The following is an 18402-nucleotide window of genomic DNA, read 5'->3' on the forward strand; positions in this document are numbered from 1 at the left end:
CTCTGCGCTAATATTCGACGAAGATCCGGACCCTGTCGACGCTGATGCCGACGGCGTGCGCGATCTGTTCGCGGCTGCGGTCGATCAGCTCCTGCACCCCTTCGGGCGCAGCGTCGTCGAGCAGGTCGGAGGTCGGGACGCCGAGAATGGCGGCGAGCTTTGCCATGCGGCCACGCTTGGGGCGCGCGCGACCATTTTCCCAGCTCGAGACCGACGGCGCGCCGACGCCCATGCGTTCGGCGACCTCGGCCTGACTGAGTCCGGCCTTGGTGCGGAGCCGCTGCAGGCGGACGCCGAAGGCTTCGTCGATCACCGGTGCCGCCTGATCTTCGTCGACGCTGGGCGCTGGGGCGCTGGCGGGTGCCGGGGCGACGGCGCTCTTAAGTTCCACGGCGCTCAGCGTCGCCGGCGATACCGGACCTTCGAACTGGCATCCGAAAAGCCGTCCGCTTGCCCAGATGACGATCGCCGTTATGTCGCCGGCATGCGGAAGCTCGATGTCGATCCTGTCGCCGGCCGCCAGTTTGATGTCACTTTCGAGCAGCAGGCCCGTTCCCGAAATATTGTGGATCTGCACCTCGAGGCCGGTACCATCATGCCGCAAGCCCGACGCGAGAAGGCTGAGCTTCCGGCGCACGTCGTGACGTTTGTCGGCGCCGGGTGCCGATGGCAGAAAATGTCCGTAAATAGGCATATGGGATTGTTGGAGTTGGTTGGTTAAAAGAAGGTTAGCGAGCACGCCAAAAGATGGCGCGTCGTGCGAAATGCACGCCTAAACCTCGTCGTTCGCGATGCGGGTCAATTCGATTGTCCGCGCGATCCCGATCGCGTCCAGAAATGCCGAGTCGTGGCTGACGACGAGGAGCGCGCCGTCATAGGCGGCGAGGCCGGTTTCGACGGCAGTGAGCGAATCGATATCGAGATGGTTTCCGGGCTCGTCGAGGATGAGGAGCTGCGGCGGCGTCGGTGCGCCGAGGACGCAGGCGAGCCCGGCGCGGAGCATCTGGCCGCCGCTCAATGCCCCGACGATGCGGTCGGCGGCGCCGGCGCGAAAACGGAAGCGCGCGAGCGCGGCGCGGCACTGGTTGTTGGAGGTCCCCGGATTGAGACGCAGGAAATTCCCGGCGATCGATAGCGCAGGGTCGAGCAGGCTGACGCGCTGGTCGAACAGCGCGAAGGGGACGGGCACGCGCACTGCTCCCTCCCACGGCGTCAGCGTCCCCGCGATCAGCGCGAGCAGGGTCGACTTGCCCGAGCCGTTGGGACCGGTGATCGCGACGCGTTCGGGGCCGGTGACGGCAAGCGAGACGTCGCGGATGATCGGGTGGCCCGGAGCATAGCCGGCGGTGACATGGTCGAGCGAAAGGACGGTGCGCGACGATGGCAGGCCGGTCGAGGGCAGGCCGATCGAAAGCGGATCGACGATCTCGATCTTCGCGCGCGCGGCCGAGAGTTGTTCATCGGCCGCGCCGCGCTGGCGGTCGGCAAGGCGGCTGCCGGCGGCGCGCGTCTCCTCGGCGCGGCGTTTTTGCGCGCCGATCAATATCCGGGGCATGTCGCCGCGCGCGGCTTTGCGCCGCCCGCCCGAATCGCGCCGGTCCTGCCGCTCGGTCGCGGCCTGCGCCTGCCGCTGCACCGCATCGGCGCGCTTTTCCGCCCCGGCGAGCTCGGCCTCGGCGGCCGCCGCTTCGATTTCCTTGCGCGCACGATAGGCGCTCCAGCCGCCGCCGTAGCGCGCGGCGCCGAGCATGGTGAGCTCAACAATCGCGTCCATTTCCTCGAGCAGTTCGCGGTCGTGGCTGACGACGATCGCGCCGCCGCGCCAGCCGGCGAGCAGGTCGCGGACGGCTTCGCGCCCCTCGCGGTCGAGATTGTTGGTCGGCTCGTCGAGCAGCAGGAAATCGGGCGCGGCAAACATCGCGCCGGCGAGCGCGGCGCGTGTCCGCTGGCCGCCCGACAGTGTGGTCAGCGGGGTTTCGGGCGGCACGGGTAGGCCCACATTGGCCAGCGCTTCGTCGATCCGCGCTTCGAGCGTCCAGTCGGCCTCGGCAATCTCGTCGGCGCTCGCTTCGCCGGCTTCGGCCTTGCGGAGCAACGCGAGCCCCGCGCGCACCTCGAACAGGTCGGCGATGCTCTCGTCGGCACCAACCTGAACCGTCTGGCGCAGCATCGCGACGCTGCCGTCGATCGCGATATGGCCGGCGGTGGGCGTGAGTTCGGCGGTCAGCAGGCGCAGCAGCGTCGACTTGCCGACGCCGTTGCGGCCGACGATGCCGGTACGTTCGGGCTGGAACTGAAGGTCGAGACCCGAAAGAACGGCGCGGCCGTCGGGCGTGGACCAGCTGAGATGGGAGACGGTAATGGCGGGCATGGATACGACTTTCCTGAAGGCAAAGCGGGTTAGGCTGCGTTCAGTTGCGATCCATGATCCTGCGGACTCCGTTCGAGGTTGTGGCCGGGATCCTACGGGATCGAGGCCGCCGCCGCAAGGTTCAGAGCCAGCCGATATGCTTGAACCGCCAGAAGACCAGTCCCGAGCCGCCGAAGATCAGCGCGAGGGCGAAGGGATAGCCGAGGGCCCAGTCCAGCTCGGGCATGAATTCGAAGTTCATCCCGTAGATGCCGGCGATCGCGGTCGGCACCGCGAGGATCGCGGCCCAGGCGGCGAGCTGGCGCGTGATCACGCCCTGGCGTTGCTGTTCGAGCATGCCGTTGGTTTCGATCACCGAGGCGGCGATGTCGCGGAGGCCGGTGAGGCGGAATTCGGCGCGTTGGACATGGTCCCAGATGTCGCGGAAGAAGGGGCGTACCGCAGGGTCGATATTGGGCAGGTCGTCCTCGGTCGCAAGGCGCCCGGCGACCTCCTTCATCATGCCCACCAGGCGCTGGAAGCGGATGATTTCGTGCCGCTGGGTGTAGAGATGGCGGATGTCGGCGGCGTCGAGCGGGGTGTCCATCACGCTGTCTTCGACCGCGAGCATGCGGTCCTCGATCGCGTCGACGACGGGGAAATAGCCGTCGACGATGAAATCGAGCACCGCATAGAGGACATAGTCGGGGCCGTGCGCGAGCTTGGCGGGCAGCGTTTCGAGTCGTGCGCGGATGTCGGTGTGCGTGCGCGCCGACCCGTGGCGGACGCTGACGAAGAAATGCGGACCGAGGAAGAAAGCGGTCTCGCCGGGATGGATGATGTCGGCGTCGAGATTGGCGGTGCGCGTGATGACGAAAAGCTGGTCGCCATAGGCCTCGACCTTCGGCAACTGGTTCGCCTTCAGCGCATCCTCGACCGCGAGCGGATGGAGGCCGAAACGTTTGGCGATGCCCGCGAGTTCGGTGGGCGTCGGCTCGTACAGGCCGAGCCAGAAAAAATCGCCGTCGGCGCAATCCTCGGGGATCGCTTCTTCGGGGCCAAGATCGCGAACGAGCTTGCCGTCGTGGTAGACGCGGGCGGCCATGATCGGCATGCGGCGGAAACTCCCTTGATGTGCGGCGCCTACATAGGGCGCGCCGCGCTGAAGGGAAATGCGCTCAATCGTCGCGGTTGGCGATGTTGGTGAAGGCGGCCCACGCCGCCGGGTGCGCCCAGCCGGCCTTCCAGCCCGGGATCGCGGCGCCGTCGGCGCGCTTGCCGCTGCGTACCGCCTTCATCCCCAGTTGCAGCGCCTGCGCGCGCGACAGGTCGGGGTTCGCGCGCCGCGCCACCAGCGTTTCGACGGTGAGCACCGCGGTGGCCTCGTCCGATACGCGCCAATGGCTCGCGAGTAGCGCGTCGGCGCCGGCGTAAAGGAAACCGCGCGCGAGTGCCGAGAGGCTGTCGCCGCCGCCCGAATTTTCCGCCGACGCGGTGTTGCACGCCGAGAGGATCACCCAGTCGGCCGAGAGCGTCAGCCGCGCGGCCTCGCTCGCGGTGAGCAGGCCGTCGTCGAGGTCGCTCGGCGTCGCGGGCGGGGTGAGCACGAGGCCCGGTTCGCCGAGGCCGAGCCCGGGGTCGGGCAGAAGGCCGTGCGTCGCGATCGCGACGATGGTGCTGGTCGACAGCGCCGCATCCTGACGCAATGCGGCCTCGGTGGCCTTGCCGTCGAGCGTCAGGCTGGCGGGCGCGGCGCCGAACAGATCGGCCATCGCGGCAAGCTCGACCTTAGTTCCGGGCAAGGGCGCGAGTTTGCGCAGCGCATCGGGGTCGGCGAGCGGTGAACCCGACGCCGAGACGCCGTCGAACACCCCGACACCCGCGGCGGCGCGCGAGCCCGTGTCGCCGCCGAGCAGCACCGGTGCGCCATAGCCGCGGAAGCTTTTACCCTGTCGGCCGGTGCGCGCCTCGCGCGTGAGGGTCAGCGCCGCGACCGAGGGCAGGCTGGTAAAGGCATAGCGGTCGGCGAGCCATCCGGCGCGTGCGAGCGTGTCGGGATCGGCTGCGTCGGCGCCGCCCGGCAGCGGCGTTGCCGACAGCATTGCGAGCGGCAGGTCGCCAAGCTTGCCCGAGCTGGTGAGATAGAGGCGCGAGCTGCCCTTCAGCAGCGGTTCGATCGGCTCGATCAACTCCTTGTAGAGCGCGTGCGCGGTGTTGAGGTCGAAGCGCTGCCCGCCTTCGAGTTCCTTTGGCGACATCGGCAGCGCGTCGAGTTCGGCCTTTCGCGCCGCCGAACAGGTTGCAAAGTCGACGTCGCAGCGCAGGTCCGAAATCTGCTTGAGGATCACGTGGATTTCTTTCCCCGGCCGGCTCCAGCCGACCGCATTCGGGGTGACGACAAAGAGGTGGAACGTGTTCGCCGCCTCGGTCATCAGCAGCAGCGCTTCGTCCGGCCGCAACGCCGCCTGCGCTTCGGCGAGGCTGATCGGGTGCGGCGAGACGAGTTGGCGGTACGAAGGATATTTCTTGTCGATCAGCGCGCTGACGTCGGCGAGCGCTGCCTGCACGGTTTCCAGTTCGCCCCGCAGCCGCGCGGCCTCGACCGGCTTCTGGGCGCTGAGCGCGCGGAGCAGATTCTTGTCGATGAGGTTCGCGCGCGCGGCAAGATCCTGTTCCTGGCGCACCGCTTCGGCCATTTGCGGCGTCTTGGCGGCGCCGCGCGCCGCAGTCTGGAGCACCGCGCGGCCCGACGCCGAGGCGATCGCGTCCTGCGCGGCGCGAAAGGCGCGGTCCTGGATCTGCGACTGTTCGGCAGCCCCCGGCGTATCGCTCATCAGCCCGAAGGCGGAATTCATATAGGTGGTGAAGATGCCGCGGTTCGGATTCGCCTGTTGCCGGTCGAGCGCCGACAACGCCATCGCGCTGCCGCCTGCCGCGCTTTGGTCGTCCAGCCGCCGTACGATCGCGACCGCCTTGGCCGCGGCCTGTTCGGCTTCGGCCGCCTTGCCCTGGCGCAGCAGGTTCGAGGCGAGATTGTCATAGGCGTGCGCGGTATCGATATGCGCTTCGCCGATGCTGCGTTGCAGGATCGCGAGCGCCTGACGGTAATAGGGTTCGGCCGCCTTGTCGCCGGCGCCACCCTTGTCGCCGCGGACCAGCGCGGCACCGACGCTGTTATAGGCAACGGCGGTGAGCGGATGCTCTTCGCCGAGCAGGCGGCGGCGAATGTCGAGCGCCTTGATCGTCATCGCCGCGCCTTCGGCATGACGGCCAAGCTCGCCGAGCGCCGATCCGAGGCTGACATAGGCCCATGCAGTTTCGGGATTGTCGTCGCCGAACTTCGCCTGGAAGATGCCGAGCGCCTGGCGCATGAGCGGCTCGGCCGCTTCGGACCGGCCATCGTCGCGGAGATTATAGGCCAGGTTGAGCAGGTTGGTCGCATAGGAGGGGTGGTTTAACCCGCCCACACGCTCCTGGATTTCGAGCGCGCGGCGGTACATCGGCTCGGCCTCGGTATAGCGGCCCTGTTGGTTCAGATTATGCGCGACATTGGCGTACATCGTCGCGGTCCGCTCGCTGCTTTCGCCGAGCGCCGCGCGCGTGACGTCGAGCGCCTTGCGCACCAGCGGTTCGATCGCGGTCGGCGGCAGGCCCTGCTTCTCCATGTTGAGCCCGAGATTATTATACGCCTCGGCGGTCAGCGGGTGGGCCTCGCCGAGCAATTTCGAGCGGATCGCGAGCGCCTTGCGATAGGCGGTGTCGGCTTCGTTGAAACGTCCCTCGAGCGTCAGGCTGTACGCGACCGCCGTATAGCCGAGTGCCGCCTCCGTGCTGTCGTCGCCCTTGGCGGCGCGGCCGAGTTCGAGCGCCTTGTTCGCCGCCGCCGAGGCTTCCGCATAGCGCCCCATGTCGCCGAAATTCACCGCGCTGTTATAATAGCGCAGCGCGATGTCGGCGCTCTTCGTTTCGGGCAGCGCTTCGTCGATCGCGCGCGCTTTTTCGAGCAACGGCTCGGCTTCGTCGTAGCGCGCGAGGCTGCGCAGCACGACCGCGAGGTTGGCATAGCCCGATGACGTCTCGCGGTGGTTTTCGCCATGGACCGCGAGGCTGGCGGCGAGCGCCTTGCGATAGAGCGCCTCGGCGCCCTTCATGTCGCCAAGCTCGGACATCACCGACGCGAGGTTGCTGGTTGCGACGATCGTCTTGGGATCCCGCTCGCCCTTGCTCGCGGTGCGCGCGGCAAGGATCGCGCGGCGCAGCGGGAGCGCGTCGGCGGGGCGGCCCTGCTTGATATAGTTGGACGAAAGGAAGCCGTAAGCGGTCAGCGTTTCGTCGTCCTGCTCGCCCATCACCTTGAGATTGATGTCGAGCAGGCGCTTCCAATAAGCCTCGGCCTCCTTGAGCTGGTTCTGGTCCTCGAGATTGCCCGCGAGCAGGCGGTATCCCAGACTGGTGATCAGGCCGTCGGCGCCGTAGCGCTTCGTCGCTTCGTCGATCCAGCGGCGATAGACCGCGCTAGCCTCGCGCGTCTTGCCCGCGCGGTCGAACTCCATCCCGCTGTTGATGAGGTCGAGCATCTTTTGCTGATCGGCGTCGAGCTCGCTGGACGGCGCGTCCTGCGCGAGGGCGACCGGCACGGCGGTCCACAGCGGGGCCGCAAGGATGAGCGCGAGAAAGCGGTTTCGACGGCTGGGCATGAAGCGGAGATTCCCCTGTTTGGACCCAACATACAGAATAGATTGGGATATTGTCACCTGCCATCGGCTTAGGGCAGATGATGTCCGCACGGTGTGACACGCGTCACTTGCGGGGATAAGGAAGCTGACGAAGAAATACGGAACGTCCACTTCCGAAACCCGCCATGCCGTCACCCACAAGCCTCCGCGCGAGCGAGCAGAAAGGCCTTTTCGCGCGCGTTGCGGGTGAGACGGGCTGCCGCCTCGAATTCGGCGCGGGCTTCGGCGAGGCGGCCGGCGCGGAACAAAAAGTCGCCGCGCGCCGCGGGCAAGGGCGCGTAGTTTCGCAGCATCGCGGCGTCCGCCATGGCATCGACCAGCCGCAGGCCCGCTTCGGGGCCGAAGGCCATGCTGTGCGCGACCGCGCGATTGAGCTCGACCACCGGCGAGGGCATCACGGCGCGCAGCCGGTCGTAGAGCGCGGCGATGCGCGGCCAGTCGGTGTCGGTCGCGTTGCGCGCGCGCGCATGGCAGGCGGCCAGCGCGGCTTGCACCGCATAGGGGCCCTGGTTTTCGGGCGCTTTGGCCAGCGCTTCGGCGCGGGCCAGCGCGTCGAGGCCGCGGCGGATCAGCAGCTGGTCCCAGCGGGCGCGATTCTGCTCGGGCAGCGGCACGAAGGCGCCGTCGGGCCCGGTGCGTGCCGACAGGCGCGACGCCTGGATTTCCATCAGCGCGAGCAGGCCGAGCACTTCGCTATCCCCCGGCATCAGCCCCGCCAGCATGCGCCCCAGCCGCTGCGCCTCGAGGCAGAGGTCGGGCCGAACCAGATCGTCGCCCGCCGTGGCGGCATAGCCTTCGTTGAAGATGAGGTAGATGACCTCGAGCACCGAGGCGAGGCGTGCCGTGCGGTCGCCGCCGCGCGGCACCTCGAAGCCGAGGCCGGCGTTGCCGATCGTCTTTTTCGCGCGGACGATGCGCTGCGCGATCGTCGCCTCGCTCGTCAGGAAAGCCCGGGCGATCTCGTCGGTCGTGAGCCCGCCGATGACGCGCAACGTGAGCGCCGCGCGGGCGTCGGCCGACAATATGGGGTGGCAGGCAGTAAAGATGAGGCCGAGCAGTTCGTCGCCGGGATCGTCGTCGACCGCCGCTTCGACGGCTTCGACGACGTTGGCGGCGTCGTCGTCGACCTCGCCGTCCAGCTCGCGCGCGATCTCCGCATGCTTGCGTGTCCGCATCCTGTCGCGGCGGATCGCGTCGATGGCGCGGCGTTTGGCGGCGGTCATCAGCCAGGCGCCGGGATTGGCCGGAACGCCGGTCCGGGGCCATTCGGACAGGGCAATGACGAGGGCATCCTGCGCCAGCTCCTCGGCTCGGTCGACATCGCGCACGATACGGGCCAGACCCGCGATGAGCCTGGCCCGTTCAATGCGAAACGTCGCTTCGATCGCCTGTTGCGTCTCGCCGGCCGTCATGCCGCCTTGTCGGCGAAAGTCGGGGGCGAGGCAAGACGGCTGCGACCGACGGCCTTAGTTGCCGCCGAGCTTGTCGCGGTTGCGGTCGTGGATTTCCGTCGCCTCGGGCGTCAGATATTCTTCCAGATCGTCCATTTCGTACAGCGGCCGGATTTCGAGCTCGCTCGGCCCCGGCATCGGATTGGGGCAGCGCTTCGCCCAGGCGACCGCTTCGTCCATATCCTTGACTTCCCAGAGCCAGAATCCCGCAACCAGCTCGCGCGTCTCGGCGAACGGTCCGTCGATGACCGACCGGCCAGGGCCGTCGAACGCGATCCGCTTGCCCGCCGAGGAGGGCTTGAGGCCGTCGCCGGCGAGCATCACGCCGGCATTCACCAGCTCCTCGTTGAATTTGCCCATTGCCTCGAACATCGCGGCGGTCTCGGCGGTGGGGGCGATGCCCTTTTCGCTGTCTTCGGTCGCCTTTACGAACACCATCACACGCATTGTCTGTCTCCTTGTTTACGCCGGCCGAATTGGCCTGACATCGACACGACGAACGGGGCTTTCAAAAATCGACATCGTTCGGCAAATTTTTTTCGGCGGTCGAGGCGCGGGTGCGACCGGCCGGGGATTGCGGTGGTCGTGCCGTGTATTAGTCGAATAAAACCCCTTGCCAAGCCTGCGCTACAAATGTAGCACGCTACAAATGTAGCGCATGAGGTGATTCGCATGTTGTCCAGTTTGCCGCCGCGGGAACGCGAGATTGTCGATATTCTTTATGAGCGCGGGGCCTCGACCGTGACCGAGATCGGCGAGACGCTCGCCGACGAATTGTCGGGATCGGCGATCCGCGCGATGCTGAAGCGGCTCGAGACCAAAGGTTTCGTCGTGCGCGAACAATCCGAACGCGGGTTCGTCTATGCGCCCAGCGTGTCGGACAAGACCGCGCGCAAGTCGGCGCTCAGCCAGGTCGTCCGCGTCTTTTTCAACGGGTCGGCGACGAGCGCCGCCGCCGCGCTGCTCGGCATGCAGGACGAGATGAGCAATGACGAACTCGACGAGCTGGAAAAGCTGATCGGGCAGGCGCGCGAAGGGAGGACCCAGTGATGAGCGACGTGATGATCACCACCGAAACCCTGGTCGGGCTCGCCTGGAAATCGGCGCTGATCGCGGGGCTGACGATGGTGCTGCTGCGCCTTGCGAGGACGCGGTCGGCGGGCGAACGGTCGCTGGTCGCGCATGTCGGCCTGCTCGCGCTGCTCGCGCTGCCGATTGCCACCTTGCTGTTGCCCCAGTGGCAGCCGCTGCCCGCGAGCTGGGTCGCCGAGACGGCGCCGGCGGCGACCGTGGGCGAGATTGCAAATACAGGGGCATCGGCGGTCGACCCGGCCCTCCCCACGACGTCAGTCCCTGTCGTGGTGGACATGACCGGATCGCCGCCGATGATCCTGTCGGGGGTGACCGACGTTGCCCCCTTTCTCTATGCGATCCCGCTTATCCTGCTGTTTGGAGTGATGGCGCTGGCGGTCGTGCGGCTGTTCGCGATGCGCGGGCGCGCCGAAGTCCTCGTCGAGGGATCGTGGCTTTCGGCGCTCGCCGAGGCGCAGCGGCGGATGGGGTTCAAACATGGCACCGCGCTGCTGGTCAGTAACGAGCTGCGTTCGCCGATCAGCTGGGGCGTGCTGCGCCCAACGATCGTGCTGAGCCCGAAGGCGGTCGAGGCGGTCGGCGAGGCCGAGGCGATCATCGCGCACGAACTGGCGCATGTCGCGCGGCTCGACTGGGCGAAACTGCTCGCGTCGCGGGTCGCCTGCGCACTCTTCTGGTTCAACCCGCTGGTGTGGATGCTCGCGAGGGAGAGCCACCAGCTGCGCGAAGAGGCGGCCGACGATGCGGTGCTGATGGCCGACATCGACGGGCCCGATTATGCGACCTTGCTGGTCGGCGCAGCGCGGCATGACAACAAGGCGGCGCTGCTCGCGGCGCATGGCGTCGCCCCGGGCAAGGGCAGCCTGAAGCGCCGGATCACCCGCGTCCTCGACGCCAGCCTGAAGCGCGGGCCGGCGAGCGCGAGCTGGATCCTGATGAGCCTGGTGATACTGGCGGGCGTGACCGCACCGCTCGCGGCCTTTTCGGCCACGGCGAAGCCCTTGGCGGCGACGGAGGTCCACGCCGTCGCCGCCTCCATCACCACCGCCAAGCAAGCGACGGCCGTGACATCGCAGTCTGCCGTCGCGGCGAACGCTGCCGCTGCCGATGGTGCCGCGGCCGCAGCCGCGCCGTCGAAGGCGCTGACCGCCGAAGAACTGGTGGGCATGCGCGCGGTCGGTGTGACCCCGGAATATGTCGCGCAGATGCGCGAGCATGGCGGACCGATGGATGCCGACGATATTATTTCGGCAAAGGCGAGCGGCATCGATCCCGCCTATATCCGGCAGATGCGCGGTATCATTCCCGATGCCGATTTCGACGAGCTGGTCGGGGCCAGGCATGTGGGCATCAACGCGGCCTTTGCCCGCGACATGAAGTCGCATTTCCCCGACGTCGGGCTCGACGATTTGATCGCGCTGAAGGCGATGGGGGTCGACTGCGACTTTGTGACCGAGATGCAAAAATCGGGCGTTCGGATGCGCGACGCCGACGATGCCATCGAGTTGCGCGCCGTGGGGAAATATCGATCGGGCGCGATACCCCGGCCGATCGCCGCACCGAAGCCCAGAGCCGTCATTTCCGGCCGGGGTTCGTCGGTCAGTTTCGGGCCCGGCGGTTCGATCGAGGCGCGCAGCGCCGACGGCCGCGTCACCCGGCTCGAGATGCCCGAATCGCCCGAGCCGCCCGTGCCGCACGAAAACTGAGACCGGCCGGCTGATTCGGCCCGGTTAGCCGAAGCCAGCCGGTCCTTCATCGAACGATCATTTGAAAACGCCGTTGCGGCGGCGAGCGATGACGCTCGCCCGGCGCACGGAGGGAGGAGTGCCGCCATGAAAACCACGATAACATTATCGAGCCTGGTCCTGTCGTCCGTGCTGGCCTGCGCTGCACCGGTCCAGCCGGCCACGGCCGAGGCCCAGGAAATGCAGGGCATCCGCTGGGAGGTGATGCCCGAGACGGGAAAGAGGGGCCAGCCGAAGCTGCAGCTGCGCCACAAGAGCGCGAGCAGCGACCTGTCGCTCGACGCCGACCTTGCCGGCCGACGGCCCGAATTTGCCGCGGTGCGAACCGCGCTGAGCGCCCCCGGGCCGGTACAGTTCACCGTGAAGCACGAGGCGGGGACGCTCGATTGCAGCGGACAAGTGACGCGTGTCTATGAAGGCAAGGGGCAGTGCAGTTTTGCGCCCGACGCGGGTTTCGGACGCGCGCTGGGCCAACGCGGGCTGGCGCCGGGCGCGCCGGCCGACCAACTGACGATGCTGATGGTCGACGCGACGATCGCGCTCGCCGACGGGCTGATCCGCGAGGGGGTGCCGCCGAAAGAGACCGACGACCTGATCGCCGCGGCCGCGCTGGAAATCACGCCCGAATATGTCCGCGATCTCAAGTCCGAGGCGATCGTCCTGACCGACATCGACGATGCGATCGCGTGCAAGGCGCTGGGCGTCGACGGCGCCTATATGCGCGGGCTCGCGGCGGCGGGATACCGGAAGCTGAGCGCCGACGACGTGGTCGGAATGAAGGCGCTGGGGGTGACGGGTGACTATGCGCAGGCGATGAACCGCGCGGCCGGGGGGAATGCGAAGTGATGCGTCTTGTCAGTCTGGCGGCGGTCGCTGCCGCGCTTTCGGCCGTTCCGGCTATGGCGCAGGAAACCTCGCCAACCGGCGATACGCCGCCGCCCGCGCCGACCGAAGTGCCCGCTGGCGGGGTGAGCAGCGCGGCGCGGCAGGTCTATACCCCCGCCGACTTCACCCGCTACGCGCCGAACAACGCCTATGACATGCTGCGCCAGGTGCCGGGTTTCCAGATCCGCGACAATGAGCAACTGCGCGGGCTGGGGCAGGCGACGGGCAATGTGCTGTTCAACGGCGAGCGACCGTCGAACAAGGGCGACGACATGTACACCCAGTTGTCGCGCATCCCGGCGGGCAATGTCGAGCGGATCGAGATCGTCGACGGCGCGACGCTCGATATTCCCGGCCTGTCGGGGCAGGTTGCCAATATCCTCTATCGCGCCGACAGTTTTTCGGGGCAGTTTTCGTGGAAGCCCGAATTTCGCCCGCATTACACCGACCCGTTGTTCACGCGCGGCGATGTTTCGGTTCGCGGACGCAGCGGAACGGTCGAATATGAAGTCGCGCTCAACAACGATGGCGCCAGACGTAGCGGTGCGGGCGGCCCGACGATCATTTATGACGGCGCGGGTCGTGTCATCGAGCGGCGCAAGGATAGCTGGAACACCCATTTTGACACGCCCAAGCTGTCGGGACGTATCACCTGGGACCCGGCAGGGGATACGATTGCGAACATTGGCGGGCATTATCAGCGCGAATATGATCGCTACTATGAGGATGGCGTGCGCGTTTCGCCCGGACAGCCCGACCGGGTGCGCCGCGTGCGCGAGATTGACGACAGCTGGAACTACGAAGTCAGCGGCGATTACCAGTTCGGCGTCGGCCCCGGAAAGCTGAAGCTGATCGGCCTGCGCCGGTTCAGCCATGAACCCTATTCGCAGGAAATCATCACGACCCCCGAAGGCGGGATCGCGACGGGCGACCGTTTTGCGCAGACGGGGGACATCGGCGAGACGATCGCGCGCGGCGAATATCAGTGGAAGATGTTCGGCGGCGACTGGCAGTTGTCGGGCGAGGCGGCGTTCAATACGCTCGACAATGTCGCGTCGATCGCGATCCTCGATCCGTCGGGGACGTTTGTCGACCAGCCGTTCGAAGGCGGCACGGGCGGGGTCAGCGAGGACCGGTACGAGGGCCTGCTGAGCTTTGGGCGCAAGCTCTCCGACAAGCTGAATTTCCAGATCATCGCGGGCGCCGAGCATTCGACGATCACCCAGACCGGGATGAACGGGCTCACGCGCACCTTCTTCCGGCCGAAGGGATCGGTCTCGCTCGCCTGGACACCAACCGCCGATTTCGACGTCTCGGTGAAGCTGCGGCGGCGCGTGCTGCAACTCTCCTTCTATGACTTCCTGGCGCGCGCGTTCCTGAACGACGGCAACCAGAATGAGAGCAACAACGACCTGAGGCCCCAGCAGGATTGGACCTATGAGGCCGAGATCAACAAGAAGTTCGGTGCCTGGGGCTCGAGCAAGGTCCAGCTGACCTATCGCGACGTCGAGGATCGGGTCGACGTGGTGCCGATCGGTGCGAATGGCGAGGCGGTCGGCAATATCGCCAAGGCCAAGGCGGGCGCGGTCGATTGGACATCGACGATCAATCTCGACCCCGCGGGGCTGAAGGGGGTCAAGGTGAACACGCGCGTCTTGCTGCAGAAATCGTCGCTGCGCGATCCCTTCACCGGCGAAAAGCGGCAATGGAGCGGCTTTACCGACAAGGTGATCGAGTTCAGTTTCCGCCACGACATCCCGGGGTCCGACCTGGCATGGGGCGCGGGCGGGAATTATGCGCACTATCAGCCGAATTACCGCCGCAACCAGACCGACAAGACCTGGGAAGGCCCGATCTTCGCCAATGTCTATATCGAGCACAAGAATGTCATGGGACTGACCGTGCGCGCGCAATTATCGAACATGTACAACGCCCGGTCGAAGCGCAACCGCACCGTCTATACCGGCGTACGCGGCGAAAGCCCGATCGCCTTTGTCGAAAAGCGCAACCGGCTGATCGGCCCGATGTTCGCCTTTTCGGTGCGGGGGACGTTTTAGCGCGCTATGGCGGCGCGATGACAACCCGCCGGATCAAAATCTATTTCGATGGCGGGTGCCGGCCCAATCCGGGGACGATGGAAACCGCCGTCGTGGTTGGGGGCGCTGCGCGGATCGACCGCGATGCCGGCACGGGCAGCAGCATGGATGCCGAGTGGCTGGCGCTGATCGCGGCGCTAAGGCTAGCGCGGGAGCGCGGGATCGCCGACTTTGTCCTGCTGGGCGATGCGGCGGCGGTGGTGGCGCAGGCGAATGGCCGGGTGGCGGCGCGGGGCGATGCGGCGAGGCATCTGGCGGCGTTTCGGACGCTCGTCGGCGACGGGCCAATGCCCCGCGTCCGCCATATCAAGCGCACGCAGAATTTGGCGGGAATCGCGCTGGCGCGCGCCGCGACGATGACGAAATCGCGCGGCGGACTGTAAATCCGGCTCATCACTTGTTAAATGGGGATCGCTTATCCTTGGATGACACAACGGAAGACCAGCACGTTGAAGCAGACCTATCCCTTGCCCGTCCATCACAGCTGGCCGCTCTATGAGCGCGACCGCTTTTTCGAGCTCGGACAAATGCACGGGTTCGATACGCTGGATTCGATCGCGGACGTCGCGGATACCATGCGGCGCGAAGCGCCAGCGCGCCCACGGCTGGGATCGTGGGAATGCGATCTTTCCGACAACAGCCTGGCCTGGTCGAGCGAGGTCTATGACATTTTCGGCATTCCCCGCGGCGCGGCGGTGACGCGCGACGAGGCGGTGGCGCTCTATGCCGAGGGATCGCGGGCGGCGATGGAGACATTGCGCGCCCACGCGATCAAGCACCGCCGCGGCTTCACCCTCGACGTGGAGATCAGGCCCGCCGCGGCGCCCGCGCGGTGGATGCGGTTGATCGCGGCCCCGGTCTGCGTCGACGATGTGATCGTCAAGCTTCAGGGGCTGAAGTTCATCGTTCCTACCAACGATTAGCGCGGGCGCTTCTTCGCCAGTTTGACGACGAAACGTGCCGGAGTGGCGATGATCGGTGCTGCCCGCTCGTCCGGGCCTGAGAAACGCACGGTCTGGACCTGCGGCGGTTGACGCCCCCCGGCCATCGTCACAAGCCGAAAGCCACGGGCACCCGCGCGCGTTTGACCCCGCGCGCGCACCCGATTCTCCCCATAGCTGAAGGCGCTCGCCCCATATGAAATTCTTTAATCGGTTTGCATCGGCCGCGCACGACATGGCCATCGACCTGGGAACCGTGAACACTGTCGTTTATGTGCGGGACAAGGGTATTGTACTTAACGAACCGTCGGTCGTCGCGCTCGAGACGCGCGACGGTGTGCGGCGGGTCAAGGTCGTCGGCAACGAGGCCAAGCTGATGATGGGCAAGACGCCGAGCAACATCCAGGCGATCCGTCCCCTGCGCGACGGGGTGATCGCCGACATCGACGTCGCCGAACAGATGATCAAATTCTTCATCGACAAGGCGCTGGGCGGGCCCAGTCGCCTCCGCCAGCGCAGCAATGTCGTGATTTGCGTGCCGTCGGGATCGACGATGGTCGAGCGCCGCGCGATCCGCGATGCCGCGTCGAACGCCGGCGCGGTCTCGGTCCAGCTGATCGAGGAATCGCTCGCGGCCGCGATCGGCGCCGGGTTGCAGGTCACCCAGCCGATGGGGGCGATGGTGGTCGACATCGGCGGCGGGACGACCGAGGTTGCGATCCTGTCGCTCGGCGGGATCGCCTACAGCACTTCGGTGCGCGTCGGCGGCGACAAGATGGACGAGATGATTTCCTCCTATATCCGCCGCAAGCATAATCTGATGATCGGCGAAATGACCGCCGAGCGCGTCAAGCTCACGATCGGCTGCGCCGTCGCGCCCGAGGGCGACGGCATGATCATGGGGGTCAAGGGGCGCGACCTGGTGAACGGCCGGCCGTCCGAGGTCCGGGTTTCCGAAGCCGAGATTGCCGAGGCGCTCGCCGAACCCGTCGGGCAGATCGTGGCATCGGTCCGCGCCGCGCTCGAGCAGACGCCGCCCGAATTGTCGGCGGACATTATCGACCATGGCATCACGATGACCGGCGGCGGGGCGCTGCTCCGGCGGATGGATATAGCGATCGCGCAGGCGACCGGACTGCATGTGCGGGTCGCCGAGGATGCGCTGATCTGCGTCGCGATGGGGGCTGGTCTCGCCTTTGAGGATCGCGCCTATCATGGCGTGCTTTTGGCGGCGTGATCGAGCTACCGGCCATCGCAAGTCAATAGTTCGTCATTCCCGCGAAAGCGGGAACCTAGCCCGCAACGGTTGCTCGCTGGGTTCCCGCTTTCGCGGGAATGACGAAGGTTAGATTTCAGGCGTAGGCGTCGATCGCGGCGAGGTGCTGCGCTTTCGCCGCGTCGTCAAGGAATGAGCCGGTGAAGCTGTTGCGCGCCAGCGTGACGAGTTCGGCGCGCGACAGGTCGAGCGCGTCGGCGACCGCCCGGTAATTGGCGTTCACATAGCCGCCGAAATAGCTGGGGTCGTCCGAATTGACCGTCGCTACCAGCCCCGCGTCGAGCATGATCTTGAGCGGGTGGGCGCCGATGTAGTCGACGACGCAAAGCTTGAGGTTCGAGAGCGGGCAGACGGTGAGGCACATGGCTTCATCGGCGAGGCGCGACACGAGCGCGGGGTCTTCAAGGCTGCGGTTGCCATGGTCGATGCGGTCGACTTTCAGCAGGTCGAGCGCTTCGTGGACGTAAGCTGGCGGACCTTCCTCGCCGGCGTGGGCGACGATTTTCAGCCCGAGGCCGCGGGCGCGGGCGAAGACGCGTTCGAACTTCGACGGCGGATGGCCGACTTCGGACGAGTCGAGCCCGACGCCGTCGATGCGATCGAGGAAAGGCAGCGCTTCGTCGAGCGTCGCTTCGGCTTCGGCTTCGCTGAGGTGGCGGAGGAAGCACAGGATGAGTTTCGAGGTGATGCCATATTGCGCCTCGGCATCGTCGAGCGCGCGGGTGATGCCCGCGACCACAGTGGCGAAGGCGACCCCTCGTGTCGTGTGGCCCTGTGGGTCGAAGAAGATTTCGACGTGGCGGACGGCGTCGGCGTGGGCTCGCGCGAGATAGGCGGCGGTGAGGTCGAAAAAATCCTGTTCGGTGTGGAGGACGCCCATGCCCTGATAATAGATGTCGAGAAAATCCTGGAGGTTCGAGAAGGCGTAGGCGGCGCGGACCTCCTCGACGCTCGCGAAAGGGATGGCGACATGGTTGCGCTGCGCGAGGGTGAACATCAGCTCGGGTTCGAGCGAACCTTCGATATGGAGGTGGAGCTCGGCCTTGGGGAGACGCGCGATGAAGGCGGTGCGGTCTTCCGCTGATGCAAAACCATTAGACATCGGACTTGCCTTCCTCGCGCAGGATGATGGCCGCCTCGGGCTTGTGCTGGCGGATTTCCTCGACCGTCAGCCCGTCGACCTCGTGCGGGAAGATCAGCCATTGGTCGGTTTCGTGGACGAAGAAATCGGGGCGCAGGTCGGTGACATTGCGGCCGGGTTTGAACCAGACGGTCGCGATGCGGATGTCGCGCGGCATATTGTGGCGGCAGCGCGCCTTCAGTTCGGCGATGAAGGCGCGGATGCTGCGGCCGCTGTCGAACACATCGTCGATGATGAGCAGCCGGTCTTCGGGGTTCAGCGTGTCGATCAGATAGCCCAGCGCGAAGACTTTGACGTGCGCATCCTGCTTGTCGATGCCATGATAGGAGGAGGTGCGGATCGCGATATGGTCGCAGTGCTGGCCGTGATAGTCGAGCAGCTCCTGCACCGCGATGCCGACCGGCGCGCCGCCGCGCCAGATGCCGACGAGGTGGGTGGGCTTGAAGCCGCTGTCGAGGATCTGGACGCCGAGCCGGAAGGAGTCGGCGAGCAGATCGTTCGCACTGATGAAGATTTTGGCGTCGCTCATGGGCGTGGATTAAGCGTGCATGAGGAGCGGGGCAAGGCGGCTAACGACCGGTTGCAGTCATCCAACTTCTCGTCACCCCGGGCTTGACCCGGGGCCTGCCTTGTCTTTTCTCGGTTGGGAAGAAGGAAGGCGGGTCCCGGGTCAAGCCCGGGATGACGAA

The 18402-nt window shown here is 66.6% G+C and carries 14 protein-coding genes and 1 pseudogene; 7 read left to right on the plus strand and 8 right to left on the minus strand.

Going from position 1 to position 18402, the window contains the following annotated elements; translation table 11 throughout:
- Nucleotides 1-7: 7 nt before the first annotated feature.
- The 6 genes and pseudogenes from V6M50_RS18240 to V6M50_RS18265 all read right to left on the minus strand — a co-directional run.
- A complete protein-coding gene (locus tag V6M50_RS18240) occupies nucleotides 8-694 on the minus strand; it encodes a helix-turn-helix domain-containing protein (RefSeq protein WP_332820005.1) in 687 nt (228 codons plus the stop codon).
- Between the two features lie 78 nt (nucleotides 695-772).
- Nucleotides 773-2371 carry an ABC-F family ATP-binding cassette domain-containing protein gene (locus V6M50_RS18245; RefSeq protein ID WP_332820006.1) on the minus strand — a complete coding sequence of 533 codons (1599 nt, stop codon included), beginning with the start codon at nucleotides 2369-2371 and terminating at the stop codon, nucleotides 773-775.
- A gap of 121 nt (nucleotides 2372-2492) precedes the next feature.
- Entirely contained in the window at nucleotides 2493-3464 is a 972-nt protein-coding gene (locus V6M50_RS18250) for a magnesium and cobalt transport protein CorA (RefSeq protein ID WP_332820007.1), read from the minus strand.
- Between the two features lie 64 nt (nucleotides 3465-3528).
- The gene (locus V6M50_RS18255; RefSeq protein WP_332820008.1) at nucleotides 3529-7047 is read right to left on the minus strand and encodes a CHAT domain-containing tetratricopeptide repeat protein; all 3519 of its coding nucleotides are present in this window, start codon (nucleotides 7045-7047) and stop codon (nucleotides 3529-3531) included.
- A 170-nt stretch (nucleotides 7048-7217) separates the two neighbouring features.
- Complete coding sequence (locus V6M50_RS18260; RefSeq protein WP_332820009.1) at nucleotides 7218-8498, minus strand: RNA polymerase sigma factor; 1281 nt, start codon at nucleotides 8496-8498, stop codon at nucleotides 7218-7220.
- Nucleotides 8499-8621: 123 nt separating this feature from the next.
- Nucleotides 8622-8984 (minus strand): annotated as a pseudogene (locus tag V6M50_RS18265) (YciI family protein); the annotation flags it as partial.
- A gap of 225 nt (nucleotides 8985-9209) precedes the next feature.
- On the opposite strand from V6M50_RS18265, the gene V6M50_RS18270 reads away from it, so the two are divergent.
- The 7 genes from V6M50_RS18270 (at nucleotide 9210) to V6M50_RS18300 (ending at nucleotide 16533) form a co-directional block, all read left to right on the plus strand.
- The gene (locus V6M50_RS18270; protein WP_332820010.1) at nucleotides 9210-9587 is read left to right on the plus strand and encodes a BlaI/MecI/CopY family transcriptional regulator; all 378 of its coding nucleotides are present in this window, start codon (nucleotides 9210-9212) and stop codon (nucleotides 9585-9587) included.
- Nucleotides 9587-11335, plus strand: coding sequence for a M56 family metallopeptidase (locus V6M50_RS18275; RefSeq protein ID WP_332820011.1), 1749 nt, complete (start codon nucleotides 9587-9589; stop codon nucleotides 11333-11335). The genes V6M50_RS18270 and V6M50_RS18275 overlap by 1 nt, the downstream gene beginning before the upstream one ends.
- 126 nt (nucleotides 11336-11461) lie before the next feature.
- Entirely contained in the window at nucleotides 11462-12220 is a 759-nt protein-coding gene (locus V6M50_RS18280) for a hypothetical protein (RefSeq protein ID WP_332820012.1), read from the plus strand.
- Nucleotides 12220-14316, plus strand: a complete 2097-nt coding sequence (locus tag V6M50_RS18285) for a TonB-dependent receptor plug domain-containing protein (RefSeq protein ID WP_332820013.1) — start codon at nucleotides 12220-12222, stop codon at nucleotides 14314-14316. The genes V6M50_RS18280 and V6M50_RS18285 overlap by 1 nt, the downstream gene beginning before the upstream one ends.
- A gap of 17 nt (nucleotides 14317-14333) precedes the next feature.
- Nucleotides 14334-14738 (plus strand): reverse transcriptase-like protein, encoded by a 405-nt coding sequence (locus V6M50_RS18290; RefSeq protein ID WP_332820014.1) that lies wholly within the window; start codon nucleotides 14334-14336, stop codon nucleotides 14736-14738.
- A 42-nt stretch (nucleotides 14739-14780) separates the two neighbouring features.
- A complete protein-coding gene (locus V6M50_RS18295) occupies nucleotides 14781-15278 on the plus strand; it encodes a hypothetical protein (protein ID WP_332820015.1) in 498 nt (165 codons plus the stop codon).
- 214 nt (nucleotides 15279-15492) lie between these two features.
- Complete coding sequence (locus V6M50_RS18300) at nucleotides 15493-16533, plus strand: rod shape-determining protein (RefSeq protein ID WP_332820016.1); 1041 nt, start codon at nucleotides 15493-15495, stop codon at nucleotides 16531-16533.
- A 115-nt stretch (nucleotides 16534-16648) separates the two neighbouring features.
- Here the strand turns inward: V6M50_RS18300 and V6M50_RS18305 are convergent, their stop codons facing one another.
- Together V6M50_RS18305 and V6M50_RS18310 are read right to left on the minus strand one after the other, a co-directional pair.
- Nucleotides 16649-17674, minus strand: coding sequence for an adenosine deaminase (locus tag V6M50_RS18305; RefSeq protein ID WP_332820017.1), 1026 nt, complete (start codon nucleotides 17672-17674; stop codon nucleotides 16649-16651).
- On the minus strand, nucleotides 17667-18242 hold the full coding sequence (locus V6M50_RS18310; RefSeq protein ID WP_332820018.1) for a phosphoribosyltransferase: 576 nt from the start codon (nucleotides 18240-18242) through the stop codon (nucleotides 17667-17669). The genes V6M50_RS18305 and V6M50_RS18310 overlap by 8 nt, the downstream gene beginning before the upstream one ends.
- Nucleotides 18243-18402 lie beyond the last annotated feature (160 nt).

Origin of the sequence: Sphingopyxis sp. (assembly GCF_036675685.1) — a bacterium.
Classification (GTDB): domain Bacteria; phylum Pseudomonadota; class Alphaproteobacteria; order Sphingomonadales; family Sphingomonadaceae; genus Sphingopyxis.

What these genes read in the sequence shown, in the direction of transcription:
- V6M50_RS18305 (WP_332820017.1), bottom strand. Translation starts at nt 17,674, where the DNA reads ATGTCTAATGGTTTTGCATCAGCGGAAGACCGCACCGCCTTCATCGCG.
- V6M50_RS18310 (WP_332820018.1), bottom strand. Translation starts at nt 18,242, where the DNA reads ATGAGCGACGCCAAAATCTTCATCAGTGCGAACGATCTGCTCGCCGAC.
- V6M50_RS18270 (WP_332820010.1), top strand. Translation starts at nt 9,210, where the DNA reads ATGTTGTCCAGTTTGCCGCCGCGGGAACGCGAGATTGTCGATATTCTT.
- V6M50_RS18275 (WP_332820011.1), top strand. Translation starts at nt 9,587, where the DNA reads ATGAGCGACGTGATGATCACCACCGAAACCCTGGTCGGGCTCGCCTGG.
- V6M50_RS18250 (WP_332820007.1), bottom strand. Translation starts at nt 3,464, where the DNA reads ATGCCGATCATGGCCGCCCGCGTCTACCACGACGGCAAGCTCGTTCGC.
- V6M50_RS18285 (WP_332820013.1), top strand. Translation starts at nt 12,220, where the DNA reads ATGCGTCTTGTCAGTCTGGCGGCGGTCGCTGCCGCGCTTTCGGCCGTT.
- V6M50_RS18260 (WP_332820009.1), bottom strand. Translation starts at nt 8,498, where the DNA reads ATGACGGCCGGCGAGACGCAACAGGCGATCGAAGCGACGTTTCGCATT.
- V6M50_RS18280 (WP_332820012.1), top strand. Translation starts at nt 11,462, where the DNA reads ATGAAAACCACGATAACATTATCGAGCCTGGTCCTGTCGTCCGTGCTG.
- V6M50_RS18255 (WP_332820008.1), bottom strand. Translation starts at nt 7,047, where the DNA reads ATGCCCAGCCGTCGAAACCGCTTTCTCGCGCTCATCCTTGCGGCCCCG.
- V6M50_RS18295 (WP_332820015.1), top strand. Translation starts at nt 14,781, where the DNA reads ATGACACAACGGAAGACCAGCACGTTGAAGCAGACCTATCCCTTGCCC.
- V6M50_RS18240 (WP_332820005.1), bottom strand. Translation starts at nt 694, where the DNA reads ATGCCTATTTACGGACATTTTCTGCCATCGGCACCCGGCGCCGACAAA.
- V6M50_RS18300 (WP_332820016.1), top strand. Translation starts at nt 15,493, where the DNA reads ATGAAATTCTTTAATCGGTTTGCATCGGCCGCGCACGACATGGCCATC.
- V6M50_RS18245 (WP_332820006.1), bottom strand. Translation starts at nt 2,371, where the DNA reads ATGCCCGCCATTACCGTCTCCCATCTCAGCTGGTCCACGCCCGACGGC.
- V6M50_RS18290 (WP_332820014.1), top strand. Translation starts at nt 14,334, where the DNA reads ATGACAACCCGCCGGATCAAAATCTATTTCGATGGCGGGTGCCGGCCC.